The following is a 23,182-nucleotide window of genomic DNA, read 5'->3' as shown; positions in this document are numbered from 1 at the left end:
CTCTACCCGCATCTACCGACCTTAAGGCTAGCCTTAAAGCTAGATCCTCGTCGGATACCTGCAACTCAACAAGGCGGCCCACCCCGGAGGAATACGTCACAGTCAAATTCGTTCTCCGTTATGGTACAGGCGCAGTTCTTCTCCTGCTCCCTTCCCTCCTCCCCTTTTCCCTTTCTCTCTATCATTGTGGGTTAGGGATTATAGGCACCAATGGCAGGGTAAGGCGGCGGCATCACGGTAGGAACCTGTAGCTTCCCCGCCTGCTGTTGATTTTGAGGCTGGGACTGACCGGGATACTCCCGACGCGGAAATGCCCACCGAAAGCTGCCATCAACGCCATAGCGCCTTGGCGCTCATGCTGTTCGGGAACAATCAGGCTGTCATGCACCGCTAGGCTAGGGACGCCAGCCCGCATCAACCCTTGCATCGCCGCAACCACAACGCGGCTCTCGTCAAACATGAGATCAGCCCAAGTGCGCGCTCGCCCATCCTTCGGCGGCCGCCCCCATTGGCCGAGAAGCGGGTGGTGCTTGATTATCTGCTCACCTAGCCGGACCGCTGGGTACTTCTTGCGGTCCAGAGGATGGCCATGCTTTTCCTCGTACTTCTTCAGAAGGTCTGTGGGCCACTTGCGCAGCGGCTCGTTGTTGCCGAAGGTCGCGGCCACCCAAAGCTTCACGACATCCCGCGCCTCCTCGCCCAGTCCGGGAATGACGTAAGGGTCCTGTTCCTTGTCGATTTGCACATCATGCCAAGCGTGGAAGATGGTCAGGTAGCTTGCTCGCAAATCAATCTCGACTATCGGCGAACCATTGATGGTCATCTCAAGGCGTTTCTCGCTGGGCTGCTGTTGGTAGCTCTTGTCTGACGGTTGGCTGTACAGCCGCCCGCCTTGATCCCAATTGAAGTCTGCCGCATCGCCGTTGTGGAACATACGCACGTAGCCTCGGTGGACGCAGCCCCCACCAAAGGTCTGTTTTGCAAGAAACTCATTCAGCTCCTGCACGTCCGCTTCCAGCTTTAGGGACAGGTCCGTGTGCTCGAACTTCATGAGTTCGCCTTGGACCTTACGGCGACCAACTCTAGTGCTCGCGGCGCGTTTCTGAAGCGGCTGTTTCGGCAAGCCATAGTCGAAGTGGTCTAGCGCGTTCTCCAAGCGAATTCCGTGCTCGCCCGCCAGCTCTATGAGCTTCTTGGTAGGACGATAACGCGACGCCCTTCGACGATTGGCCAGTGCCGGTCCGCCTTCGTCAAATCGGACCCAATGACTAACGACACCGCCATGATGCTCCACAAGGCCAAGCTCTCGCATGGCGTGCTGGAGAGGAATGAACGCCCACGCGCCGACCTCTTGCCCCGTGAAGCTGTCCTTTTTGAGTGACCGATAAACCCATTTGCCCTCAGCGCTCAGTAGATCAGCTAAGAAAGCTGCGATAGCTGGCTTGAGCTTCTTGCGGTTCGCCTTGCGCTCCCCGAAAAACTCTATGTGGGCTAACAGATGCAGCACCTGTTCGTTAACGGCCTCGGTGAGAGCCTGCGCCGCTTCGGTGCATGGGTGTCCCTCAAGAGAAGCGAAAGTAGCATCGCGCAGCTCAGCGCTATTAGGTGCTTCCGTCTCTGTGGCAGCGGAAAGTGCGTATTTCAACAACGTAGTCTTCTTCCTATCGTTACATTCTCGCGCGAGCGCTGTGCTGGTGCTGCTACGTTTTGCGGGCGGGCAGCCGCACGGCCATAGCCCGCTTCATCTTGGCGGGCTTGACGCTGCGCACGAACGCTTCGTAGCTCTCGGCTTCTTTTTGTGTCGCGAATGTCTGTCTAAACACCCTGCCCGCGTCTTTGCGCTCCACCTCGCCCGCCCACAAGCCTGTTAGCTTGCCGTCTCGCGTCTCTGCGTATGCCATAGCTAGAAGCCTCCGTGCTATCCTTGTGCTCCGGTATGCGTCCGGTGTCCCTTAGTTGCTTTGGTGTTGTCGCGCGTACGCGGTGGCGCGCCCAGCGGCTTGACACGCGACAGGTCAAGGCCGGGATAGGAAATGCGTTTGATGGCGTCCGACAGCGCCTCAGCGCCCCAACGGGACAGCATGGCGTTAGCGCCGTAGCCACCACTAACAGTGGACGCCTGAGCGTGGCCTATAAGGTCCTCACGTATCTCGTGGTCAGCGCCGCCTCTACGCAGCGCGTCCTTCACCGTATGCCTGAAGCTATGAAAGACCTTGGCTTTGTCGGTCACGCCCCCTTCGTCACGCAGATACCGACCAAACCATTTCGACCACGCAGGCACGCCTGCGGTCCCCCTGTCTGGTGACAGGGAAGGGAATAGCCAAGCATCCGCACTATCCGCACTGCGGCGCCCCTCTACATAATCTAGGAAGCCCAAGCGGATCGCTTCCGGGTGAACGGGCACGGTGCGCTCGGAGGCATCTGTCTTAGTCCGCTTGCCTCGTGCTTTCTCGGTGACGAAGTAGAGGAGCGCCACGCCTGTCTGGGCATCAACCTTCACGTTGTCAGCGGTAAGGTGGCCCAGCTCTGCCTGCCTCGCTCCGGTGTAGAGCGCTAGCACCGGCAGCCAAAATCCGGCCGCGCCGTGCGCGCCAACAGGGAAGCGGTGTTCGGTGAATAGCGGCGCGTTGAACAGGGATTGCAATTCTGCAATCTCAAACGACGTTCGCTCAGAGCGCTCCGTTGGCAACCTCAGTCTGCTGAAGGGATCGACCCACTGCACATTATCGGGGATCAGGCCATTATCGCTCGCCCATACACAGATGGCTTGCACGCCGCCTAGCTGCTTGTTGATGGTTGCGGCGGTGATCCGGGGTACCTCTGGGTGCTCGCGGCCCCAAGCGGCTTGCTCAGGCAACGTGGCCCCTCGCAGGCTGCCTGTGCGATGGCGCGGGGCGTCTTGGAGGGCACTACGATATTCCAGCGCGTGCCGCTTCTTAATTGCCGCCACAGCCATGTTTCCGTGAAGCTGGATGAACATGTCCACTGCACGGCTCGTCTCATTCACGGTGCCCTTGGGCATTACGCGGTGTTTCTTCCAGCCAGCCAGCGCATCTTGCAGCGTTCCGCCTTCCCGGTGGCTGTCTAAGGCTTTGGAATCGGGTAAGCGCGGAGTTTCAATAACTGCACCCGCGTAACGATGCCCAATGTCATCAAGGGCCGTTAGGAACGCCTTGGCGCTTTCAATGCACAGCTTGTGATAGGCCAGCCCGCTTTGGTCTAACGTGATGCCGAAGCTTGCTAGGGCGTTCTGGGCGCGCTGCTCGGCGAAAGAAACATCACCGACAGCAAACTGCTGCTGACAATCGCGTAAGATGTCCCCCAGAGCATCCTCGTTAACATTCTCGCCGTTTGGTCCGATTGTCTCTAGCCTGCCCGAAAACCTTAGCGCTTCATCTTCCTTCAGCGCCGTTGCGTACACCCACTCGGCCATACGCTTTATTTCGGTGTCGTTCAGGCTCGTGCGCTTGGCTATGGGCACCGTGGTTGCCGCAAGGTTTGCCTTGGCCTTGGCTATGATGCGGTCGAATTCCGCCAGCACCGGCTTGGCACGAATGTTGGCCTCTCGCGGGTCCTTGGTGCCCAGCGACTTCTTCAAGTGCTTCTGCACCGGCTTGCCGTTGTTCAGCTCACGAGCAACCGCCGCCTGAAGTCCCTCTGGCACCGTCTTTCGGGCGCAATACGTCCCGTGTCTGTCTTTGATGACGCCCATCAATATTCGCACGAATAGCACCACCGCTTGTGACCACCACGCGGCAGCTAAGCGCTTGTATTCGTGCTAGTTGTTGATTTCAATGAGGGCTTTTACGGACTGGCGCTCCCTAGGGGAATCGAACCCCTGTTTCAGCCTTGAGAGGGCCGCGTCCTAACCGCTAGACGAAGGGAGCGTGAGGGAGAGGACATAGCCTCGAATTTTGCCGGCGGCAAGCGGGGATCGAGGGGTTTCAAAGGTCCATCTGGCGTCGTCCTGGCCTCGTGCGCAATTGCGCACAGAGGCCAGGACCCATCACCCCGAATGGGCGTGGTTAAGGCGAACCGGAACGACGATCTCGTGCGCGCAACCGGATTCGGTGGTTATGGGTCCTGGCTTTCGCCAGGACGACGGCTGAGGCGAGTTCCGCGCCCCAGGCCCGCCTTACGGCTCGTTGGCGAATTTCAGCTTTCCGGCCGGCCGCAAGGTGTGGGCGTCGAAGGTGCGGATCTCGGTGACGCCGCCGACATCGAGCGTGATCACGAGCCGGTCGCCGGCCACGCCGCTCGAGACGATTTTGGCGCCCTTGGGCAGGGTGGCGGTGACGTCGCCGACAGGCTCGGGCGCCCTTCCCTCGGACTTGAAAAGGCGGTAGCCCACCGCGATCAGCACGGCGCAGATTGCCAGCGCCGTGGTCAACCCCGCGATCAGCATCATCCGCCGCACCCGCGCGAACAGCGCGGCCTGCTCGGGGCTCGGTTCGGGAACAACGGTATCAGACGTCGTCATGGAAAATTCTGGCTCTGCGCAAAGTTTGGAGGTTGTCGTCGAAGGCTCCGAGGGCTCGACCCGGCTCGACCGCGTGCTGGCTGTGCACCTTGCCGAGCTGTCGCGATCGAGGCTGAAAGCCCTGATTTTGGCGGGCGCGGTGAGCCTCAGGGACGCCGCGATCCGGGACCCCGCTTATCACGTCGCATCCGGCGATACGATCACAATCGACGTGCCGGAAGCGGCCGCGCCGGAGCCGAAAGGCGAGGATATCGCCCTCGACATCGTGTTCGAGGACGACGACATCGTCGTCCTCAACAAGCCCAAGGGGCTGGTGGTGCATCCCGCGGCCGGCCACGAGACCGGCACGTTGGTGAATGCGCTGATCGCCCATTGCGGCTCATCACTGTCGGGCATCGGTGGCGTCCGCCGGCCCGGCATCGTGCACCGGCTGGACAAGGACACCACCGGGCTGATGGTGGTCGCCAAGAACGACCTCGCGCATGCCTCGCTGACCGCGCAATTCGCCGACCATGGCCGCACCGGGCCGATGCGGCGCGGCTATATGGCCTTCGCCTGGGGGCTGCCGGGCCGCCATCGCGGCACCGTGGACGCGCCGATCGACCGCCACCCGCATGCGCGCGAGAAGATGGCGGTGCGCCAGGGCGGCCGCGAGGCCGTGACGCATTGGGAGCTTCTGGAAAGCTTTAACGGGCGCGACGGCAAGCCGATCGCGACGCTGCTCGCCTGCGAGCTCGAGACCGGGCGCACCCACCAGATCCGCGTCCACCTCGCCCATATCGGCCACCCCCTGATGGGCGATGCCGTCTACGGCCCGCATTTCAAGACCAAGGCAAACCAGCTGAGCCCCGAGTCGCAGGCCGCTCTCGCCGCGCTGGGGAGGCAGGCCCTGCACGCCTACCTGCTGGTATTGGAGCACCCGAGGACGGGAGAATTACTCCACTGGGAAGCGCCTCTGCCGGAGGATTTGCTTCTCCTTCAGGGGGCCCTGCAAGCGGCGCTATGACGCAGGCCGCTTCAGAAATGCTTTACATTACAAAAAGTTATAGCTGCCACACGGGGACGTGACGTCAGCAATCCTTCCCTTTTTGCCTCCCGATGGAGTATATTGCGCTTGCGTTGAAGACCAACGCGGAACATCGCAGCACCGATCGGCTTTAACCAAGCGGTCGTCTGCCTGGCCCGCCGCTATCGGGGGCCTGAACCTGTTTGGAGGGCGCACTATGGCCCGTACAGCTACCCTGCCGGTCCTTAATGGCGAATCCGGCCTTTCCCGTTACCTCGGCGAGATCCGCAAGTTTCCGATGCTGGAACCCCAGCAGGAATACATGCTCGCCAAGCGTTGGCGCGAGCACGATGATCGCGACGCCGCGCACCAACTCGTCACCAGCCATCTTCGTCTCGTGGCCAAGATCGCCATGGGCTATCGCGGCTACGGCCTGCCGATCTCCGAGGTCGTCTCGGAAGGCAATGTCGGCCTGATGCAGGCGGTGAAGCGGTTCGAGCCCGAGAAGGGCTTCCGTCTCGCCACCTACGCGATGTGGTGGATCAAGGCGTCGATTCAAGAGTACATCCTGCGTTCGTGGTCGCTCGTGAAGATGGGCACCACCGCGAACCAGAAGAAGCTGTTCTTCAACCTGCGCAAGGCGAAGAGCAAGATTTCCGCGCTGGACGAAGGCGATCTCCGCCCCGACCAGGTGGCCATCATTGCCAAGCGTCTCGGCGTCACGGCTCAGGACGTGGTCGACATGAACCGCCGCCTCGGTGGCGACGCGTCGCTCAACGCTCCGATCCGCGACGACGGCGAAGCCGGCGAATGGCAGGACTGGCTGGTCGACAATTCGCCCAACCAGGAAGCCATGCTGGCCGAGCACGAGGAGTATGATCACCGCCGTGACGCCTTGAACGGCGCCATGGGCGTGCTCAACCCGCGCGAACGCCGCATCTTCGAGGCGCGCCGCCTCGCCGATGAGCCGATGACGCTGGAAGACCTTGCCGCCGAGTTCGGCGTGTCGCGCGAGCGCGTCCGCCAGATCGAGGTCCGCGCCTTCGAGAAGGTGCAGTCCGCGGTCAAGGGCACGATCGCAAAGGCCGAACAGGCCGCGCTGGAAGCCGCGCTCTAAGCGCGAGGTTTTTGGCGCCAGAGATTGGCGGATCGACAAGAGACAGAAAAGCCGGCGGCAACGCCGGCTTTTTTGTTTGCGTGTGAGGTGCAGCATGTTCGCCGTGACGCGGACCAGGCACCTTGAACCCGCGCTGCCGGTCGACCGACCAAAAGCATTGGGCCGACAGCATCAAGAGAACGGGCACAGATCGTGTCGATCATCCTGCAATCCACCGTCGGCGGCTTCTCCGCCCAGTTCATGCGCAAGCTGCCGCTGGTCGAGCAGGCGATGCGCGACCACGGGCTCGAGCCGTCGGAGTTCGTGATCTCGAAGGACTATGCCTCGACCGCGACGATCCCGCTGATGGGTCCGTTCTTCTTCAACTACAGCGTCTATTTCGGCGACGAGACATTCACCGTCACCGAGCCGAACGACATGGTGTTCCTGGACTACTTCTTCAAACGCGTGCTCGCGGCGGACGGCCCGCCGGAACTGCCGCAGCGGCCGGGCTTGGTCAGGCGGCTGTTCGGCTGGATGTCGCAGCCGGTGTAGCTGCTTTTCCCCTCTCCCCTTGCGGGAGAGGGTGGCTCGCGGAGCGAGACGGGTGAGGGGTTGCCTCCGCGAGCACGCCTCTCACATGGTCATTCGCGGAGAGATACCCCTCATCCGGCGCTTTGCGCCACGTTCTCCGGCAAGGGGAGAAGGGAAGAGCGCACCACCAGCGCCTCCCTAACCTACTCCCCCCAAACCCGCGCCAGCGTCGCGAGCCAGCAGCCTTCGCAATAGCGGGCGTCCTTGTAGTCGATCCAGTTGTGCGCATAGACGTGGTCGAGCGGGATGCCGTAGCGCGCGCGCAGGATTTGGACGAGGATCTTCCACGCCGCGACCTGCGCCGCGGTCGGGCCCGTGGTGACGTCGGGATAGTTGCCGGCGAACTCGACGCCGATCGAATTGTCGCGCACCACCTGGCGATAGGTCGGCTTGTTGTCGATGTACTTATTGTCGTTGCGGTTGGCACCGTCGCCGTGGGTCGGCACCAGGTTTTCCGCGACCGCCCAATAGACGGTGCCGTCGGTCTCGACCCACAATGTGACGCCGCGACGCGTGGGATTCTTAGCCTGCACCTGCGCGCCGCCGCGCGCCGAGCCTGCCGGTCCCTCGGTCTGGTGCACGATGATGTTGCGCCAGGGTTTTGCGTTGCCGACATCGCCCCATGGCGCCAGCCACACCATCTTCAGGCCGGGAATGTCGGGCGTGCCGGAGGCGCGCGCGAGCTTTGCGAGCTCGGCGTCGGTCGCGGCGGCGGGTGTGATCAGAATGAGAGCGGCGAGAACGGCCGCGAGCAGGCGAGAGATCATCATGCGGTCCAATGCGGACCAGAGATTAGCACGCCCTTACGCGAATTTGCGCAAGGCCTCGCCTGGACCGATCGGGTCAGGCATGAGCGGCGGCGCCGGATCGTGGACCGCAAAGTCGTTCTTGCCGTTCTTCTTGGCGGCATAGAGGGCGTGGTCGGCATGCGCGATCAGGCGGTCCGGAAACTGGCCGACGCCGCGGTCCCACTGCGCCACCCCGATCGAGATCGCGATCGGGATGTCGATGCCGGTGCAGTTGACGGCATCCTGGCGGCAGACCTCGAGCACGCGGCGGGCGATCACAGCCGCCTCGCGCAAGGTCGACGACGGCAGCACGACGCAGAATTCGTCGCCGCCGGTGCGGGCAAGCATGTCGCCGGGCCTCAAGCGCGTCTGCGCCATCAGGGTGAAGTGCTGCAGGCAGGCATCGCCGGCGGCATGGCCATGGGTGTCGTTGACGGCCTTGAAGCCGTCGAGATCGATCACCAGCAGCGAGAACGGCTCGCTGCTGCGCTCCGAGCGGGCGCATTCTTCACCCAGCCGCTGCAACAGGTGCCGCCGGTTGGCGACACCGGTGAGATCGTCGAGCAGCGCGAGGTCGGCAACTTCGTTGCGCAGGCGGTCCATCGCCATCAGCAGGAAGCCAAAATTCAGCGTCATCGACAGGAACAGGAGCCCCAGCACCATGACGGCATGAGACTGCCCTCCGGAGACCGACGAGAAATCGCCGCCGAGCAGATTGCCGACCGCACGGGCCGCGAAGATCGCGATGATGGTGATGATCACGATGCCGGAGAGCCGGGCTCCCGGACTGGCGCGGCCTTCCGGCGGCGAGAGCAGCAAACGCAGCGATAGCGCCAGCGGGAGCGCCTGGCCGAGCGAGTAGCTGAGCATACGCAGCTGCATGTGATCGTATGCGACCATGAAGAACACGACGCCGCCGAGGCTGAGAATTCCCGTCGCGGTCATGAGGCGCCAGGACACCGGCCGACCGTAGAAGCGCTGAATGCCCATGGCGGCAAGGCAGCTCGCCGCGATGACGCCGGCGGCTCCGAGCAGAAGCGGGACAGGCGAAACGACGAAAAGGCGGATCAGGGCCGCCATCGTGCCGGTCGCGCCGACGAAGCACGATGCCATCCAGAACCGCGCGGCCGCGAATTTCGGATAGGAGCGCGTCACGTAGGCCCAGATCAGGCCGAGCGCCAGGAAGTTGACGACGAACACGGTCCAGAGCGTCGGCACGTTCAGCATGGCGCGCGCCACACGCGCAGCGTCGCGCCCTCTGTCCCTGCCAGCTGTCCGTTCATGACCCGTCCCCGTTTTCTTGCGGAGGACAATGCGGCCGTCGCGCTTAACGGAGTCTCACTGCGATCCGCGAAAACATGCCTTTGGTTTTGGAATCATGAACGGCTGGCGCATTGTCGGATCGTTAGGCATGGCCGGCGATGCGGATTCGCGGGTCAAAATCACCAGAAAACGCATCTGAGCTGTGGATAACGCGATGACACGGATGTGACAGCGCGGGGCAGAAGCGCGCGAATCTGCTGAGTTCGTCGTCGAGGATGTTGCGAGGCTGGCCCTCCGCCGAGCATCCCTCGTGTCGCGTTTTACCATTAACCCTGAAGAGGATCCTATGGCTAAGAAAGCGAAGAAGGCGAAGAAGGCGACGAAGAAAAAGGCCAAGAAGGCAGCGAAGAAGAAGTAACGAGGCTTCTTATTCTTTGCCCGGGTGGAGCTCGCTCCGCCCGGGCTTCGGGTAGGTCGAGAGATCGAAGGTGGCGGGCGCAAGGCCCGCTTTTTTATCGGCTGGAGAAGCTACCGCTCCGCGAACGCCAGCTTGGCGCCGAGCGCGGCGAAGCCGGCAGCAAAACTCCGGCGCAGCCAGGCCATGACGCGCGGGCGGGAGATGACGCGCTCGCGCACCGAGGCCGCACAGAGGCCGTAGACCACGAACACCGCAAATGTCATCGCCATGAAGGCGCCGCTCAATTCCAGCATCCGCGCCAACACATGGGCTTCGTCCGCGGCGATGAACTGCGGCAGGAAGGCCAAAAAGAAGATCGACAGCTTTGGATTGAGGATGTTGATCAGGAAGCCAGTCACGATCACCCGGCCGACCGAACGCTCGCGGATCTCGCCGTCGACTGCCAGCGCCCCGGTCTCGCGCAGCGCCTGCCAGGACATGTAGAGCAGATAGGCGACGCCGCACCACTTCAGTGCGGCGAAGGCGAGCGCGCTGGTGTGGAGCACGGCGGCGAGCCCCAGCATCGCGGCCGTCATGTGCGGCACGATTCCAAGGGTGCAGCCAAAGGCGGCCGCGATGCTCGCGCGCGAGCCGCGGGTCAGCGCGGCGGCCAGCGTGTAGAGCACGCCGGTGCCGGGCGAGGCGACGACGATCAGCGAAGTGAGCAGGAAGGACAAGGTCATGGACCGACCTTATCACCGCGCCCGGGACCACGAAAGCCGGCCAGCCGGACCGACCGTCAGGACAGCTGCGCGATCTCGGCCTCTCGGAGCACGTCGAGCGGCGCCCAGGGCTTGGCCCAGAACTTTGCGCCGTCGGGCAAGGCCTGCATCAAGGGGCGGCCGGAAGTGACGACGATGTCGAGCCTGGGGTTGCGGTCCTTGGCGACGTGCGCGAGCTCGACCCCGTTCATGCGGCCGGCAAGCTGGACGTCGGTCATCATCAGGCAGAGCACGCCCGCGCTTTTGTCGAGCACCAGCTCGGCCGCCTCGGCGCTCTCGCACTGAATGACGTCGTAGCCGCTTTCTTCGAGAAGAAGACTGAGCATCTCCCTCTGCATGAGGTCGTCTTCCACGATCAGTGCGGTGGCGCGAAATGGCTGTGCTTGTCCCATCGGCGGCTCCCAATGCTGCCTGTCTTCATCAAGTAACGTAGGTTAAGGTGGGAACCGCGATGCGGTTCGGTTCCAATATGAAAAAATGTAAATCATAGTTCCGCTCGAGAGGCTCGACGGGGGATCATCATGACTGCGATCCGCGGCGCCGCCGCCGTCACCGGAGCGGCAAGCGGCATCGGCCGCGCGCTGGCGATCGAGCTTGCGCGGCGCGGCTGCGATCTCGCGCTCGCCGATCGCGAGGAGGCCGGGCTGAAGACGCTCGCGGCCGAGATCGGAGCTGCATGCAAGGTCAGCCTGCATCGCCTCGACGTCAGCGAACCCGACGACATCGCGCAGTTCGCGCGTGAGGCGACCGTCGCGCATCCCGCGCTCGGCATCGTCGTCAACAATGCCGGCGTGGCGCTGATGGGCTCGTTCGAGGAGATCGACCAGGCGCAGATGGACTGGCTGTTCGACATCAATTTCTGGGGCGTGGTGCACGGCACGCGCGCCTTCCTGCCGCATCTGAAGACGATGGGCGAGGCGCACATCGTCAACCTGTCCTCGATCTTCGGCATCATCGCCCCGCCGGGACAGTCGGCCTATGCCGCGGCGAAATTCGCGGTGCGCGGCTTTTCCGAGAGCGTGCGGCACGAGCTTGCGATGGCGGGCAGCGCCGTGAGGCTGTCGGTGGTGCATCCCGGCGGCGTCGCCACCGCTATCGCCCGCAATTCGCACACCGGGGTCGGCGTCACCGACAATGCGCGCCGGTCGCAATCGATCGAGCGGTTCGAGAACGCAGCCAAGACCACGCCGCAAGACGCCGCGCTGCGCATCATCAGGGGCATCGAAAGAAACGAGCCACGCATCCTGATCGGTAACGACGCGCGCTTCATGGATCTCCTGCAGCGCTTCCGCCCGGGAACGTACTGGGCGCCGTTACAGCGCAAGCTGGAGAGAATGGCGAAGGGGACGAAGTGAGGCATGAGGCGAATGGCATCATTCACCCGCGGCCGTCGTCCTGGCGAAAGCCAGGACCCATAGCCACCGAATTCAGTTTGGCGAAGACTGCCAGTTACCAGGTACGTGACTGCCAGTCGTTGTAACGAGTCCCGCCTGGGGTAATGGGTCCTGGCTTTCGCCAGGACGACGGCGGAGAGACGTCACGCCCTCACTGCCCCGCCAGCCGATCGGCAAAATACCCGATCGTCTTGCGATAGATCACCGCCCTGTTCCATTCGCGCATGGCTTCGAAATTGGCGGTGCCTTCGCCGTAAGGCTGGCCCATCTTGAAGCCGCTGGTGTGGAGCAGGTTCGCGGTCGAGGCGAGCACGTCGGGGACGCTGTGGCGGAGATCGACATGGCCGTCGCCGTCGAAATCGACGCCGTACTTGACGTACGACGACGGCAGGAACTGGGTCTGGCCGATCTCGCCGGCATAGGCGCCGATCAGGTCGCGCAGCGGCAGGTCGCCGCGCTGCACGATCTTCAACGCCGCAAGCAGCTCGCCCTGGAACAGCTCGGTGCGGCGGCAGTCATGCGCGAGCGTCGCCAGGGTGCGGATCACCGGCAGCTTGCCGATGTCGCCCTTGCCGAAATCGCTCTCCAGCCCCCAGATCGCAACTAGGATATAACGGGGCACGCCGAACTGCTGTTCGATGCGCGACAGCAGTGCGGCGTGGCGCTGCAGCAGTGCCTTGCCGCCATTGATGCGGCCAGGGCCGACACGGGTCGAGACATACTGCTCGAAGCTCTTGTTGAAGGTGTAGCGCTGGCGCCGGTCGAAGGCGAGCACCGCGCCGTCCTGCTGCACACCGCTGAGCGCCGCGCTGGTCACGCTCGCCGAGACGCCGGCAGCTTGCGCTTCCGAGGCCATGCTGGCGACAAAGCTGTTGAAGTCGCCGCCGCAGCGCGCGGCTTGCGCCGATCCGCCGGCCAGAGAGGCGATGACGGCGATGGCCAAGGCGTATTTCGACATTCGGATGAATCCTACAGGGAATGGGCGGGGAAGGCAGCGCGCGATCATGCCCGGGAACCGGATTCGCGTCAAAGCGGCAAATCCCCGCCAGAACCGATCGCATCCTGTCTGCGACAAATCAAATGCGCTCGCCCCCTCCCCAACCGATCGAGATGACCATGTCTATGTCCATGTCGCGCCGGATGCTCGCCGTCCTCGCCTTGCTCTCCCTCACCGTGACGGCCGCTTCCGCACAGACGCGCGATGTCGCCGGCAGCCGCGACTATCCCGGCATCGGCCGGTTCGCCGGCAGCGTCATCACCGGATATGTGATGAAGGATTTTGACGCGGCGCGGATGCAGGCGGCTCCCTTCAAGGACGGCCAGCCCGTCGATGCGCGGCGGCTCGAGGGTCGCGTCTTTCGCATCGCCTATCGCACCAATCCCGGCCCCTCGATCCTGGAAGTGTCGCGCAATTTCGAGACGCAGCTTGCGAAAGCCGGCTTCGAGACCCTGCTCGCCTGCGACACCGATGCCTGCGGCGCCATTCCCTTTACCGAAGCCATCGACACGTTGCCGGTCCCGCAGATGTGGGTCGATGGTTTCAACTACCGTTACTACGCCGGCCGCAAGACCGAGGGCGGGCGCGAGACCTTCGCCAGCGTCCTGGTCAGCCAGAACAACCAGGACATCACCACGCAGGTCACCGTCGCCGAGTTCGGCGCCATCGCGAACAAGATGGTGGACGCCGCCGCGATGGCGAAGGAGCTTGGCGAGACCGGCCACATCGCGCTCTACGGCATTTATTTCGACACCGACAAGGCCGTGCTCAAACCGGAAAGCCGCCCGACGCTGGAGCAGATCGCAAAGCTGCTGACGAGCCAGCCGCAGCTCAACGTCTTCATCGTCGGCCACACCGACAGCCAAGGCGCCTATGAATACAATCTCGACCTGTCGAAGCGCCGCGCCGAAGCCGTCGCAGCCGAGCTGGTGAAGAACTTTCGCATCGCGCAGGCGCGGTTGCGCACTGCCGGTGTTGGATTGCTGGCGCCGGTCGGCCCGAATGCAACGGACGCAGGCCGTGCGCTCAACCGGCGCGTGGAGCTGGTGGCGCCGTGAGAACGGTGCATGCGGCACTCGTAACGTGATGGGAACAGCGTGAAGGGCGAAAACGGATTAACATGTTTGTCAGCGCGACTTCTGCACGCACGCGGGAATACGTGCAGGCAAACGCGCGTTCTGACAAGGCGCGCAGCGCTCGCTGCGTTGCGTTGCGAGAGCAGGAAATATGAACAAAGTGCTTTAGCCGTCCAAGCAATTGCTTTGATGCTGATCGAAACGCGATGTCGCGACCACTGCATATCTCATGCGCTCGCTGCGACATCGCAGCGCCAACGATTTGCCTTGCCATGGCATGGCGCCGGTTATAACATTCTATTCTAGGTTGTCGCCCTGCCAGCCCCGGGCGACGCTGAAGACCAAAATAAACGGCGGGCTTCGCGGCCCGCCGTTTGTTGCGGCAAGGGTGAGGCAAGGCTGAAGGTAAGGGTCTCCTCGAAGAAGCGCATCGGGTTTTACGAAGCGCTGGACGCTTCCACCCGACATCCAGGCGCCGCGCAAACGGGTTCGTCGATCGATCGCCCAGCCAGTTCTGCCGCAGCAGCGTCCGCAGCCGGCCTCCGGAAACCTGCCAAAGTCATTTGACTATGGCCCCCTGATCGACGAAAAGCCGGCCATGGCCAAAAAACCCGGAACCAATCCCAAGGGCGAATTCGCCTTTTTCAACGTCTTCTATGAAGACGGCTCCCAACGCTCCAACCGGCGCGTGCCCGCCGAATTGCTCGGCGGCCTCGACGGCGACGAGCCGGCCCGCGCCTTCATCATGGAGCAGGACCGCGAGATCGCCGAAAAATCCGGCCGCCCGGCGCTGGAGATCAAGAACCTCGAGCGGGTCGGCGCGAAGAAGAAATAGGCCGATCCAGGCAGGCGCTCACCAGCGCCCGGCCCGCCTGTTCCAGGCAAACAGCAGATCGGCAAACCGGTCATAGAAGAACCGGGTGAACGGCAGCGCCACGCGATTGCCGAACAACCCCGCAAGCCACCCCTCTCCCGGCGTCAGCCTCCACAGCGCAATCGCGACATCCGCGCCGACGATAAGTCGGCCGGCCTCATCGGTCGCATGCAGGCGGCGCCTGATATCGTCGAGCGTGGCGCCAAAGTGCGCCAGCGCATCGGGCTGCTCGTTGATATCCCTGAATTCGATCGTGCCCGCGCGCACCAACGCGAGCAGCTTGTTGCGCTGCCAGTCGATGCCGGCATCGCAGACAGGGCAGCGGGTGTTGTACCAGACGGTGAGATGGGCGATTTCTTTGTTCGTTGCATTACACGCCCGCGCACAAAGTTAAACGCGCCAGCCAGATTCTGATTTTTGACACCTGTTGAATCGCCATGAAGTAGGTGCTGTGCAAATTCGTCGGCATCAATCGATTCAAGCGCAATTTTTTTGACGTGCTGTCCGCTGAGCGGCTTTGCGTTTAGAAGTTGGCCAATTTCGAATGCTTCATCCGGTGTCCCCTCTGCTTCAAGCCGCTCTCTGATGCACTCCAGAATAATGCTCACAGTAGTAAGTCGCTGCTGTCCATCGACCAATTCGAGGTGGTTCAGGCCGGCTCTATGATGGCCCGCTAAGCAAACGATGCTGCCAAGCAGATGTGTGTCCCCGCTTTCTATTGCGACGATGTCATCGATAAGCTCCCCAACTTGGCGTTCATGCCATGAATATCTGCGCTGGTATGTAGGAATGACATACTGCTCGTTTGTTGAGCCAAACAGTTGGTTTAGAGTTAGTGACGTCGGAGTAATCTTCATTGCTTGCCCCCAGATAGGTATTCCAAACGTTGCTCTTTGGTCCGTTATCTTGCGTAACATCGCCATCAACCACCCCCTGTGGTTGCGGACCAAGTTTTGCGCAATCATTGTCGTATTTGCAAGGCCTCGCCCGAGGGCAAAATAAAAGCGAGCCTTTCGGGCTCGCCGTTATTGGATTGAAGGGACAATCGAAGAATGATGGCGTGTATCAATTATCCAAGAAGCTCCGCAGCTTCCTTGACCTTGACGGATGCTTCAACTTCCGCAGCGCCTTGGCCTCGATCTGGCGAATACGCTCTCTCGTCACCGAGAACTGCTGGCCGACTTCTTCCAGCGTGTGGTCGGTGTTCATGCCGATGCCGAAGCGCATGCGCAGCACGCGCTCTTCGCGCGGGGTGAGCGAGGCCAGCACGCGCGTGGTGGTCTCGCGCAGGTTCGACTGGATCGCGGCGTCGATCGGCAGGATCGCGTTTTTGTCCTCGATGAAATCGCCGAGGTGCGAATCCTCTTCGTCACCGACGGGCGTCTCCAGCGACAACGGCTCCTTGGCGATCTTGAGGACTTTTCGCACTTTCTCCAGCGGCATGCCGAGCTTTTCGGCCAATTCCTCAGGAGTCGGCTCGCGGCCGATCTCGTTGAGCATCTGGCGCGAGGTGCGCACGATCTTGTTGATCGTCTCGATCATGTGCACGGGAATGCGGATGGTGCGCGCCTGGTCGGCGATCGATCGGGTGATCGCCTGCCGGATCCACCACGTGGCGTAGGTCGAGAACTTGTAGCCGCGGCGGTACTCGAACTTGTCGACCGCCTTCATCAGGCCGATGTTGCCTTCCTGGATCAGGTCGAGGAACTGCAGGCCGCGGTTGGTGTATTTCTTGGCGATCGAGATCACGAGACGGAGGTTGGCTTCCACCATCTCCTTCTTGGCCTGGCGGGCTTCGCGCTCGCCCTTCTGCACCGAGTGCACGATCTTGCGGAACTCGATGATCTCCAAGCCGGTCAGGGCCGCGAGCTGATGCACCTCGTGGCGAAGGTCCTTGATGCGGTCCTTCTCGTGATGGACGAAGTTCTTCCAGCCCTTGGCCGACAGCTTCGAGACACGGTTGAGCCACCGCGGATCGAGCTCCGAGCCGGTGTAGTTGCGCAGGAAGTCCTCGCGCGCGACGCCGTGGCTGTCGGCGAGGCGCATCAGGCGGCCCTCATGCGAGACGAGGCGCTTGTTGATGTCGTAGAGCTGCTCGACCAGTGAGTCGATACGCGCCTGGTTGAGGCGCAGCGACTTCACCTCGACGATGATCTCGTCCTTGAGCTTGCGGTACTTGCGCTCCTGGTGCGGCGACAGCGAGGGGCCGTGCGAGGTGCTCTCGAGCTGGTTCTGGATGTCCTGCTCTTGCAGCTTGCGCAGCTTCTTGTAGCTGTCGGCGATCTTGTCGAAGATCTCGACGACCTTCGGTTTGAGCTCGGCCTCGATCGCCGCAAGCGACATCTGGTTCTCGAACTCGTCGTCCTCGTCCATGTCGGCTTCGGCGGCGGACTCCGCCGGATCCTTCGCGGCTTCGCCGGCATTGCCGGGCACAGGCGCGGCGCGGAACGGGGTCGGCGACGGCGGTGCGGCGGGCGGCGCGACATGCGCGGGCGCGGCGCCGGTGACCTGGCCGCCTTCGGCCGGCGCTTCACCGGTCTCACCGTTGGGACCCGCGATCATCGCATTGTTCATGCCGGCCTTGGCGTCGGGCCCGGCATAGGTGGCTTCGAGATCGATGATGTCGCGAAGGAAGATTTTTCCTTCGTTGAGCTCGTCGCGCCAGATGATGATGGCCTGGAAGGTCAGCGGGCTTTCGCACAGCCCTGCGATCATCGCCTCGCGGCCGGCCTCGATGCGCTTCGCAATCGCGATTTCGCCTTCGCGCGACAGCAGCTCGACGGTGCCCATCTCGCGCAGATACATGCGCACGGGATCGTCGGTGCGCTCGCCCGGCTCGCTCTTCTTGACCTCGGTGACGGCCTTCTGGGTGACTTCGACCAGCTCGTTGTCGGTCTCGTCCTCGCCGCTCTCGTCCTTGTCTTCCTCGCCTTCGCTATCGTCGGCTTCGGTGACGTTGATGCCCATGTCCGAGAGCATGGACATGATGTCCTCGATCTGCTCGGGCGAGGTCTGGTCGGACGGCAAAACTTCGTTGAGCTGATCGAAGGTCACGAAGCCGCGCTTCTTGGCCTGCTTGATCATCTTCTTCACGGCCGCGTCGGACAGATCGAGCAACGGCGAGGGCGCGTCCTGGGAGTCCTTCTCCGGCGCGTCCGCTGCCTTGTCGTCTTTTTCCTTGTCCTTCGCCTGCAGCGTCTTTGCCTTGGTGGCCATCCATTGCTCCTAAACGCGTTTCACACAGACGTTCGCCGCGCCCGCGTGAAATCACTTGAACCTGTTGTTCGATGCTCTCGCTTCGTCAGATCTCGACACGGAAAGGGCGGCGCGGACCTCTTGTCGCCACCCCCGACCTTTCACTCGCCGGATTTGCCTAACGCTTCGTAGAGCCTCTTTGTCGCAGCGGTTGCAGGTATAGTGCCAACAGCAATTGCGCGGATTCATTCCTGACGCATCTGTTCTGCCTGCGGCCGCCTGGTGGCCAAAGTGCTACAAGACCGTTAAGCCTCGATTAACCCTGTTTTTGCCGCCAAACCTCGGATTTGGCGAGTCTTTTAGCGGTTCCGGCCCCGGCCGTCCGCATGATTCTTTCATCACACGCTCTTCTGGAACCGACCCGACAGCTCGCCAAAACCCTCGATGAGGGCCTCGGTGCCATCGACTTCGCCTATCCGAGCCTTGACGTCGCGCAGCCACGCCATGTTGGCCTCGCTGGGATCTTCCCCCAAGGCCAGCTCGGCGTCCTTCAGCTCTCTAAGTAGTGAATGGTACTGCCGATGCAAGGCAACCAGCTGATGCCAGGTGGAGAGAACGTCGTCCCGTGCCGCGCCCTCGCGGGCGCCCCACACCGCCGCGGTCGTGATGCCGCCCTCAACCCTTTGAAGAGCCTGAGAAAAACCTCCCTTCTCGAGGTCGCTGCGCATTTTCTCGGCGAGCTCGCCAGGGTCCGGCGAATGGTGATGGTCGTTGGCAAAAGCGGCGATGATGCCGGCCCGGAGCTTATGGACCTCGGGATGGGCGAGCTCCAGGGCCGCGACTTCCTCGAGGTGATCGTGCAGCAGCCAGGGGTGGTTGATCAGGATTTGCAGGATCAGGGCCTCGCGGCGGGAGATGGCGCTGCGCTGGCCGCGCATGATCGGGCTTGCGGCGAGCTGCGCGCTCGCCGCTTGGTAGGGCCCGGAGGGCAGCTGGATCGGACCGGGCGGGCCGCGGCGGCCTCCAAATCCCTGATTGCCGAATCGATTCGCGCCTCCCCCACCACGGGGCTGAAACTGACGACCGGCCGAGCCGGGGCGGAAATTACCACGGCCGCCGCCAAAGCCGCCGCGCCCGCCTTCGGGGGCAAAGGCGCGCTGAAGCCGCTCGGCAAGATCCTGCCGATAATAGCGCCGCACCACTTCGTCGCGGATGCCGTTGGAGAGCTCCTTGATGCGCGCCTCCAGCGCGGCACGGCGCTCGGGCGTGGCGAAATTGCCGCCTTCGAGCTCGCGCGACCAGATCATCTCGGCGAGCGGACGCGCCGCCGCGATCACCTCCTCGATCGCACCGCGACCGCCGGAGCGCACGAGATCGTCGGGGTCCTGCCCTTCCGGCAGCAGCGCGAAACGAAGACTCTTGCCCGGCGCGAGGAACGGCAAGGCGAGATCCGCGGCACGATAAGCCGCCTTCTGGCCGGCGCGGTCGCCGTCGAAACAGAGGATCGGCTCGTCCGCCATCTTCCAGAGCAGCGCGAGCTGGTTTTCGGTGAGTGCAGTGCCGAGCGGCGCCACGCTGCCGGCAAAGCCCGCGGTGACCATGGCGATGACGTCGACATAGCCTTCGACCACGACGAGGGCGCTGCCGTCATGGGTGGCCTTGCGCGCGGTCTGGTGGTTGTAGAGATTGTCGCCCTTGTGGAAGAGCGGCGTCTCCGGCGAGTTCAGGTACTTGGCCGGAACGTCCTTCTCCAGCGCGCGCCCGCCAAAGGCGATGACGCGGCCGCGCAAATCCGTGATCGGAAACATCACGCGGTCGCGGAAGCGATCATAGGGCACCGGGATGTCGTTGCCGGCCACCAGCATGCCGGTCTCGATCATGTCGTCGACGGAGACGCCGAGCTTGCCGAGATGCTCTTTCAGTGCGAAGCGATCGGGCGGCGCATAGCCCAGCCGAAACTGCAATTGCGTCGCCGGCGAGATCGCACGATCGGCGAGATAGCCGCGCGCCTTGGCGCCGACGCGCGAGGCCAGCGTCTCGGCGAAGAACTTCGCGGCGAGATCCATGACGTCATGCAGGGAGCGGCGCCGCTGCTCCTGACGCGCCGCATCCGGTGTCACCGCGGGCAGCGGCAGGCCCGCCATATTGGCGAGCCGCTCCACGGCCTCGGCGAACGGCAGGCCGTCGGTCTCCATCACGAAGCTGATGATGTCGCCGTGCTTGCCCGAGGAGAAGTCGTGGTAAAAACCCTTCTGGTCGTTGACGAAAAACGACGGCGACTTCTCCTGCTGGAACGGCGACAGTCCCTTCCACTCCCGCCCCGCCTTCTTCAGCTTGACGCGCTTGCCCACGACTTCGGAGACCGAAAGCCGGGCACGCAGCTCGTCGAGGAATTGGGGCGTGAAGCGCATGGCGGAATGGAACTCTGTCAGCTCGGCCGCGTGAAGCGCCCACCTCAGAAAGGCGAACGCCGGCCTTGCTTCAACGCCTTATTTAATGTTCATGATATGTTCAGTCCATATCCACAGGCTTGATAATCCAAAAATACGATTGTATATACAGAGAAACTGATGCCGGATTTCAGCTCTCTCGCGTCTGCCGGGTTTGAATGGGACGAAGAGAAGAACCGGACTAATCCGATCAAACATGGCATCAGCTTCGACGATGCCAGTCAGGTCTTCTACGAACGTGTCGTCATCAAACGGTCGAATCGCAACGACGAAGAGCGGTGGATCGCGATCGGAAAACTCGACGACCGACTTCTGACAGTGATCTTCACGCGAAGAGACAAAGCGATCCGTATCATTTCAGCGCGACGTCCGAGGCCAGATGAAAAAAGAGCATATCGTGAAGCGTCGATGGGGAGATCGCCGCAAGGGTAATAGCGATTGGGCCCGTGTCGATGCAATGACGGACGAGGAATTGGAAGCCTCGATCGCAAATGATCCCGACTGGGCGGAGTTCAAGGACGTCGACTGGTCGGACGCCGTGCTGGTGATGCCGCCGAGGAAGAAGGCGATCTCCATCCGCCTCGACGAGGACGTGCTCGACTTCTTCAAGCGCGATGGCGAGGGCTATCAGCGGCGCATCAATGCGGTGCTGCGCTCCTTCATGCAGCAGAAGTCGAAGCCGAAGAAGCGGGCTTGATCCGGAGAATATCTTCGGAGGCTCGTGACAGAAGCCTTGAACCCGCCCCGGTTCCACGCTTCCATGGGCCATGTTCAGGACCTTCCGAGGCGGCCAGAGTGGGGGTTGGCGCATCACCTCGATTTCGCCGGTGACGGGCGAGCCCCTCGCCTTCATGCCGGCGCTGTCGGTCACCGACAGCGAGGCCATCGCGCTGCCGCTGGTGCCCTCGCGCAATGCCTGGCGGCTGGTCGGTGTCGCGAGCAGCTTGCGCTACACCGAGCGCGGCGAGAAGGAGCAGCTCACTGCCATGCAGGCCGGCCTCGGCCGGCTGGAAGCAACCAGCGCCGCGCTGATCCCGATCCGCAAGTCGCAGGCCTGGTGGGATCTGACCCAGGAAGAACGCCGCAGGATATTTGAAGACAAGTCGCATCACATCGCGAGCAGCCTGCGCTTCCTGCCTGCGATTGCGCGGCAGCTCTATCATTGCCACGACCTTGGCGGGCCCTTCGATTTCCTAACCTGGTTCGAATTCGCGCCCGCGCACGCCTCGCTGTTCGAGGAGCTGGTCGCGATGCTCCGGCGGACCGAGGAGTGGACCTATGTCGAGCGCGAGGTCGACGTGCGCGCGGTGAAGGAAGTGCTTTCGGCCTAGTGATCGAGGAAGCGGCCGGATTCGATGCGCGGCAGATCGGTGACGGGCCAGTTGTAGATGTAAGTCCAGGCCGGTGCCGTCACCCCGTCCGCGCCTGTCACGTCGACCAGCCGGCGCAGATATTCGGTCGGCTCGGGAAAGCCCTCACCGCAGGCCTCGTACATGTCGAGCTCGCGCAGGAGCTCGTCGGGTACGCGCAGGTGGAAGAGTTCGCCGTGGACGCGGTCGGACGGCACATCGGAGAGCAGCAGCCCCGGATAATGCTTCACCAGAACGAGCCGGCCGCGGCAGGTCGCTTCACTCAGAAAATCCGCGTGCCCGGCAAGCAGCCGCGCCATCGGATGGTCGAAGCCGCGCATCAACGTGCCGTAGACGAAAAGACGATTGGAGATCATGCGGGCTCTATAGCTGCGAATGATGCAGAGCGACAGCGCCACACATTCCATGGTCGTCCTGGCTTTCGCCAGGACGACGGCGGTGAGCGTCTACGAAACTTCGGCTTCCAGCTCCTCGCCGCTGCGTTGCTCGTCCGACACCACCCTGATGGTCACGTCCATGGCATCGAACGCGCCCGCTGGGCCGATATAGACGCCGTGAAGCGGGATCGCCTGGCGCGGATCGCGGGCGACCGCGACGCGGATGAGATCGCGGGTGCCGACGATGCCATTGGTCGGATCGAATTCGATCCAGCCCGCGCTCGGCAGGTAGACCTGGACCCAGGCATGCGTCGAACCACCGCCGACATGGCGCTGCGCGATATCCTCCGGCAGGAAGATGTAGCCGGAGACGAATCGTGCGGCGATGCCGAGATGGCGCAGCGCCTCGATCATGAACAGCGCGTAATCGCGGCAGGTCCCGCTACCGGACTGCAAGGTGTCGAGCGGATGCTGCGTGCCCAACTCGTGGCGCTTGCGGTATTTAAACCGCTCGCGGATGCCGTGGGTCATGCCGCTCAGAATCTTGAAGGTCGGCGTCGGCGCGTCCTCGTCGAGAAAGCCGCGCGCCCATTCCGCGATCTCGCCATCGGGATCGGTATATTGCGGCGTGATGTAGTGGACGAGGTCGGGAAATTCCTCGTCGTCATAGGCGAACGGATAGAAATAGGCCGAGTCGTCCGGCGTCAGCGCGAACTCCTCGACCGGATTGTGCTCGACGGTGACGTGCCAGTCGAAGACCAGCGTGTCCGCGCGCTCGTCGAAATTCGCGATCGCGACCGAATTGCCGAACACGTCGTGGATCCAGTGCAGCGACATCGGCTCGGGCGAGATCTCGAGCCTGGAGTCGAGCACGCGCAGATCATGCCCGTCGCTGGGACGCAGCATGATCCTGTGTTCGCCGAACGCCACAGGGCGGGTGTAGCGATATTCGGTCTTGTGATGAATCGTCAGCAGCGGCATCGTCAGGCAATCATGGTGATGTCGGGCGGACCAATCTATAGCAATCCAGCCCGATTCTTTGG

At 62.8% G+C, this 23,182-nt stretch carries 23 protein-coding genes, 1 tRNA gene and 1 pseudogene; 9 read left to right on the top strand and 16 right to left on the bottom strand.

Translation table 11 applies throughout. The features are described 5' to 3' along the window. Positions 1 to 232 precede the first annotated feature (232 nt). From ABIB90_RS36340 to ABIB90_RS36320, 5 genes are all read right to left on the bottom strand, one after another. Positions 233 to 1,648 carry a hypothetical protein gene (locus tag ABIB90_RS36340; protein ID WP_354202486.1) on the bottom strand — a complete coding sequence of 472 codons (1,416 nt, stop codon included), beginning with the start codon at positions 1,646 to 1,648 and terminating at the stop codon, positions 233 to 235. A gap of 52 nt (positions 1,649 to 1,700) precedes the next feature. Further along, on the bottom strand, positions 1,701 to 1,901 hold the full coding sequence (locus ABIB90_RS36335; RefSeq protein WP_354202485.1) for a hypothetical protein: 201 nt from the start codon (positions 1,899 to 1,901) through the stop codon (positions 1,701 to 1,703). A gap of 17 nt (positions 1,902 to 1,918) precedes the next feature. Beyond that, complete coding sequence (locus ABIB90_RS36330; RefSeq protein WP_354202483.1) at positions 1,919 to 3,712, bottom strand: tyrosine-type recombinase/integrase; 1,794 nt, start codon at positions 3,710 to 3,712, stop codon at positions 1,919 to 1,921. 100 nt (positions 3,713 to 3,812) lie between these two features. Further along, positions 3,813 to 3,887, bottom strand: a tRNA-Glu gene (locus ABIB90_RS36325). A gap of 248 nt (positions 3,888 to 4,135) precedes the next feature. After that, positions 4,136 to 4,480 (bottom strand): hypothetical protein, encoded by a 345-nt coding sequence (locus ABIB90_RS36320; RefSeq protein ID WP_354202482.1) that lies wholly within the window; start codon positions 4,478 to 4,480, stop codon positions 4,136 to 4,138. Between ABIB90_RS36320 and ABIB90_RS36315 the strand changes: the two genes are divergently transcribed. The 3 genes from ABIB90_RS36315 (at position 4,479) to ABIB90_RS36305 (ending at position 7,137) form a co-directional block, all read left to right on the top strand. Next, the gene (locus ABIB90_RS36315) at positions 4,479 to 5,486 is read left to right on the top strand and encodes an RluA family pseudouridine synthase (protein WP_354202481.1); all 1,008 of its coding nucleotides are present in this window, start codon (positions 4,479 to 4,481) and stop codon (positions 5,484 to 5,486) included. The genes ABIB90_RS36320 and ABIB90_RS36315 overlap by 2 nt on opposite strands. Positions 5,487 to 5,703: 217 nt before the next feature. Beyond that, positions 5,704 to 6,603: an RNA polymerase sigma factor RpoH gene (gene rpoH / locus ABIB90_RS36310; protein WP_007596598.1), complete on the top strand. Its 900-nt coding sequence runs from the start codon at positions 5,704 to 5,706 to the stop codon at positions 6,601 to 6,603. A 192-nt stretch (positions 6,604 to 6,795) separates the two neighbouring features. Then, positions 6,796 to 7,137, top strand: coding sequence for a hypothetical protein (locus tag ABIB90_RS36305; protein ID WP_354202480.1), 342 nt, complete (start codon positions 6,796 to 6,798; stop codon positions 7,135 to 7,137). Between the two features lie 182 nt (positions 7,138 to 7,319). Here ABIB90_RS36305 and ABIB90_RS36300 read toward each other — a convergent pair whose 3' ends face one another. From ABIB90_RS36300 to ABIB90_RS36285, 4 genes are all read right to left on the bottom strand, one after another. Next, positions 7,320 to 7,946 (bottom strand): peptidoglycan recognition protein family protein, encoded by a 627-nt coding sequence (locus ABIB90_RS36300; protein WP_007596601.1) that lies wholly within the window; start codon positions 7,944 to 7,946, stop codon positions 7,320 to 7,322. A gap of 33 nt (positions 7,947 to 7,979) precedes the next feature. Then, the gene (locus ABIB90_RS36295) at positions 7,980 to 9,191 is read right to left on the bottom strand and encodes a GGDEF domain-containing protein (protein WP_219683005.1); all 1,212 of its coding nucleotides are present in this window, start codon (positions 9,189 to 9,191) and stop codon (positions 7,980 to 7,982) included. 564 nt (positions 9,192 to 9,755) lie between these two features. Further along, positions 9,756 to 10,367, bottom strand: coding sequence for a LysE family translocator (locus tag ABIB90_RS36290; protein ID WP_007596605.1), 612 nt, complete (start codon positions 10,365 to 10,367; stop codon positions 9,756 to 9,758). Positions 10,368 to 10,423: 56 nt separating this feature from the next. Further along, positions 10,424 to 10,798, bottom strand: a complete 375-nt coding sequence (locus tag ABIB90_RS36285) for a response regulator (protein ID WP_007596606.1) — start codon at positions 10,796 to 10,798, stop codon at positions 10,424 to 10,426. A gap of 129 nt (positions 10,799 to 10,927) precedes the next feature. On the opposite strand from ABIB90_RS36285, the gene ABIB90_RS36280 reads away from it, so the two are divergent. Further along, positions 10,928 to 11,761 (top strand): SDR family NAD(P)-dependent oxidoreductase, encoded by an 834-nt coding sequence (locus ABIB90_RS36280; RefSeq protein ID WP_007596608.1) that lies wholly within the window; start codon positions 10,928 to 10,930, stop codon positions 11,759 to 11,761. A gap of 190 nt (positions 11,762 to 11,951) precedes the next feature. Here the strand turns inward: ABIB90_RS36280 and ABIB90_RS36275 are convergent, their stop codons facing one another. Further along, positions 11,952 to 12,758 (bottom strand): lytic murein transglycosylase, encoded by an 807-nt coding sequence (locus ABIB90_RS36275; RefSeq protein ID WP_354202479.1) that lies wholly within the window; start codon positions 12,756 to 12,758, stop codon positions 11,952 to 11,954. A gap of 158 nt (positions 12,759 to 12,916) precedes the next feature. Here ABIB90_RS36275 and ABIB90_RS36270 point away from each other — a divergent pair, with 158 nt between their 5' ends. Together ABIB90_RS36270 and ABIB90_RS36265 are read left to right on the top strand one after the other, a co-directional pair. Beyond that, on the top strand, positions 12,917 to 13,855 hold the full coding sequence (locus ABIB90_RS36270) for an OmpA family protein (protein ID WP_354202478.1): 939 nt from the start codon (positions 12,917 to 12,919) through the stop codon (positions 13,853 to 13,855). Positions 13,856 to 14,471: 616 nt separating this feature from the next. Next, a complete protein-coding gene (locus ABIB90_RS36265; protein WP_007596614.1) occupies positions 14,472 to 14,708 on the top strand; it encodes a hypothetical protein in 237 nt (78 codons plus the stop codon). An 18-nt stretch (positions 14,709 to 14,726) separates the two neighbouring features. Here ABIB90_RS36265 and ABIB90_RS36260 read toward each other — a convergent pair whose 3' ends face one another. From ABIB90_RS36260 to dnaG, 4 genes and pseudogenes are all read right to left on the bottom strand, one after another. Continuing rightward, complete coding sequence (locus ABIB90_RS36260) at positions 14,727 to 15,101, bottom strand: thiol-disulfide oxidoreductase DCC family protein (RefSeq protein ID WP_354202487.1); 375 nt, start codon at positions 15,099 to 15,101, stop codon at positions 14,727 to 14,729. A gap of 155 nt (positions 15,102 to 15,256) precedes the next feature. Continuing rightward, positions 15,257 to 15,604, bottom strand: a pseudogene (locus ABIB90_RS36255) (DUF262 domain-containing protein); the annotation flags it as partial. 208 nt (positions 15,605 to 15,812) lie between these two features. Continuing rightward, the gene (gene rpoD, locus ABIB90_RS36250; protein WP_007596618.1) at positions 15,813 to 17,963 is read right to left on the bottom strand and encodes an RNA polymerase sigma factor RpoD; all 2,151 of its coding nucleotides are present in this window, start codon (positions 17,961 to 17,963) and stop codon (positions 15,813 to 15,815) included. A gap of 377 nt (positions 17,964 to 18,340) precedes the next feature. Further along, positions 18,341 to 20,353 carry a DNA primase gene (gene dnaG / locus ABIB90_RS36245; RefSeq protein WP_354202477.1) on the bottom strand — a complete coding sequence of 671 codons (2,013 nt, stop codon included), beginning with the start codon at positions 20,351 to 20,353 and terminating at the stop codon, positions 18,341 to 18,343. Positions 20,354 to 20,512: 159 nt separating this feature from the next. On the opposite strand from dnaG, the gene ABIB90_RS36240 reads away from it, so the two are divergent. The 3 genes from ABIB90_RS36240 to ABIB90_RS36230 all read left to right on the top strand — a co-directional run bounded on the left by ABIB90_RS36240 (position 20,513) and on the right by ABIB90_RS36230 (position 21,723). Then, complete coding sequence (locus tag ABIB90_RS36240) at positions 20,513 to 20,824, top strand: BrnT family toxin (RefSeq protein WP_354202476.1); 312 nt, start codon at positions 20,513 to 20,515, stop codon at positions 20,822 to 20,824. Between the two features lie 25 nt (positions 20,825 to 20,849). Beyond that, positions 20,850 to 21,089, top strand: coding sequence for a BrnA antitoxin family protein (locus ABIB90_RS36235; protein WP_245285940.1), 240 nt, complete (start codon positions 20,850 to 20,852; stop codon positions 21,087 to 21,089). Positions 21,090 to 21,159: 70 nt separating this feature from the next. Further along, entirely contained in the window at positions 21,160 to 21,723 is a 564-nt protein-coding gene (locus ABIB90_RS36230) for a chlorite dismutase family protein (protein WP_354202475.1), read from the top strand. Here the strand turns inward: ABIB90_RS36230 and ABIB90_RS36225 are convergent. Next, a complete protein-coding gene (locus ABIB90_RS36225) occupies positions 21,720 to 22,118 on the bottom strand; it encodes a gamma-glutamylcyclotransferase family protein (RefSeq protein WP_035993593.1) in 399 nt (132 codons plus the stop codon). The genes ABIB90_RS36230 and ABIB90_RS36225 overlap by 4 nt on opposite strands. A 90-nt stretch (positions 22,119 to 22,208) precedes the next feature. Continuing rightward, on the bottom strand, positions 22,209 to 23,120 hold the full coding sequence (locus tag ABIB90_RS36220) for a transglutaminase family protein (RefSeq protein WP_354202473.1): 912 nt from the start codon (positions 23,118 to 23,120) through the stop codon (positions 22,209 to 22,211). Positions 23,121 to 23,182 lie beyond the last annotated feature (62 nt).

Origin of the sequence: Bradyrhizobium sp. JR4.1, from assembly GCF_040548605.1 — a bacterium.
Taxonomy (GTDB): domain Bacteria; phylum Pseudomonadota; class Alphaproteobacteria; order Rhizobiales; family Xanthobacteraceae; genus Bradyrhizobium; species Bradyrhizobium canariense.
Note: the sequence above shows the minus strand (reverse complement) of the source record. Positions and strands in the feature narration are given on the sequence as shown.

Coding starts and splice junctions, on each gene's coding strand:
- ABIB90_RS36335 (WP_354202485.1), bottom strand. CDS start 1,901: ATGGCATACGCAGAGACGCGAGACGGCAAGCTAACAGGCTTGTGGGCG.
- ABIB90_RS36330 (WP_354202483.1), bottom strand. CDS start 3,712: ATGGGCGTCATCAAAGACAGACACGGGACGTATTGCGCCCGAAAGACG.
- ABIB90_RS36315 (WP_354202481.1), top strand. CDS start 4,479: ATGGAAAATTCTGGCTCTGCGCAAAGTTTGGAGGTTGTCGTCGAAGGC.
- ABIB90_RS36320 (WP_354202482.1), bottom strand. CDS start 4,480: ATGACGACGTCTGATACCGTTGTTCCCGAACCGAGCCCCGAGCAGGCC.
- rpoH (WP_007596598.1), top strand. CDS start 5,704: ATGGCCCGTACAGCTACCCTGCCGGTCCTTAATGGCGAATCCGGCCTT.
- ABIB90_RS36300 (WP_007596601.1), bottom strand. CDS start 7,946: ATGATGATCTCTCGCCTGCTCGCGGCCGTTCTCGCCGCTCTCATTCTG.
- ABIB90_RS36295 (WP_219683005.1), bottom strand. CDS start 9,191: ATGCTGAACGTGCCGACGCTCTGGACCGTGTTCGTCGTCAACTTCCTG.
- ABIB90_RS36290 (WP_007596605.1), bottom strand. CDS start 10,367: ATGACCTTGTCCTTCCTGCTCACTTCGCTGATCGTCGTCGCCTCGCCC.
- ABIB90_RS36285 (WP_007596606.1), bottom strand. CDS start 10,798: ATGGGACAAGCACAGCCATTTCGCGCCACCGCACTGATCGTGGAAGAC.
- ABIB90_RS36280 (WP_007596608.1), top strand. CDS start 10,928: ATGACTGCGATCCGCGGCGCCGCCGCCGTCACCGGAGCGGCAAGCGGC.
- ABIB90_RS36275 (WP_354202479.1), bottom strand. CDS start 12,758: ATGTCGAAATACGCCTTGGCCATCGCCGTCATCGCCTCTCTGGCCGGC.
- ABIB90_RS36270 (WP_354202478.1), top strand. CDS start 12,917: ATGTCTATGTCCATGTCGCGCCGGATGCTCGCCGTCCTCGCCTTGCTC.
- ABIB90_RS36265 (WP_007596614.1), top strand. CDS start 14,472: ATGGCCAAAAAACCCGGAACCAATCCCAAGGGCGAATTCGCCTTTTTC.
- rpoD (WP_007596618.1), bottom strand. CDS start 17,963: ATGGCCACCAAGGCAAAGACGCTGCAGGCGAAGGACAAGGAAAAAGAC.
- dnaG (WP_354202477.1), bottom strand. CDS start 20,353: ATGCGCTTCACGCCCCAATTCCTCGACGAGCTGCGTGCCCGGCTTTCG.
- ABIB90_RS36240 (WP_354202476.1), top strand. CDS start 20,513: ATGCCGGATTTCAGCTCTCTCGCGTCTGCCGGGTTTGAATGGGACGAA.
- ABIB90_RS36235 (WP_245285940.1), top strand. CDS start 20,850: ATGACGGACGAGGAATTGGAAGCCTCGATCGCAAATGATCCCGACTGG.
- ABIB90_RS36230 (WP_354202475.1), top strand. CDS start 21,160: ATGTTCAGGACCTTCCGAGGCGGCCAGAGTGGGGGTTGGCGCATCACC.
- ABIB90_RS36225 (WP_035993593.1), bottom strand. CDS start 22,118: ATGATCTCCAATCGTCTTTTCGTCTACGGCACGTTGATGCGCGGCTTC.
- ABIB90_RS36220 (WP_354202473.1), bottom strand. CDS start 23,120: ATGCCGCTGCTGACGATTCATCACAAGACCGAATATCGCTACACCCGC.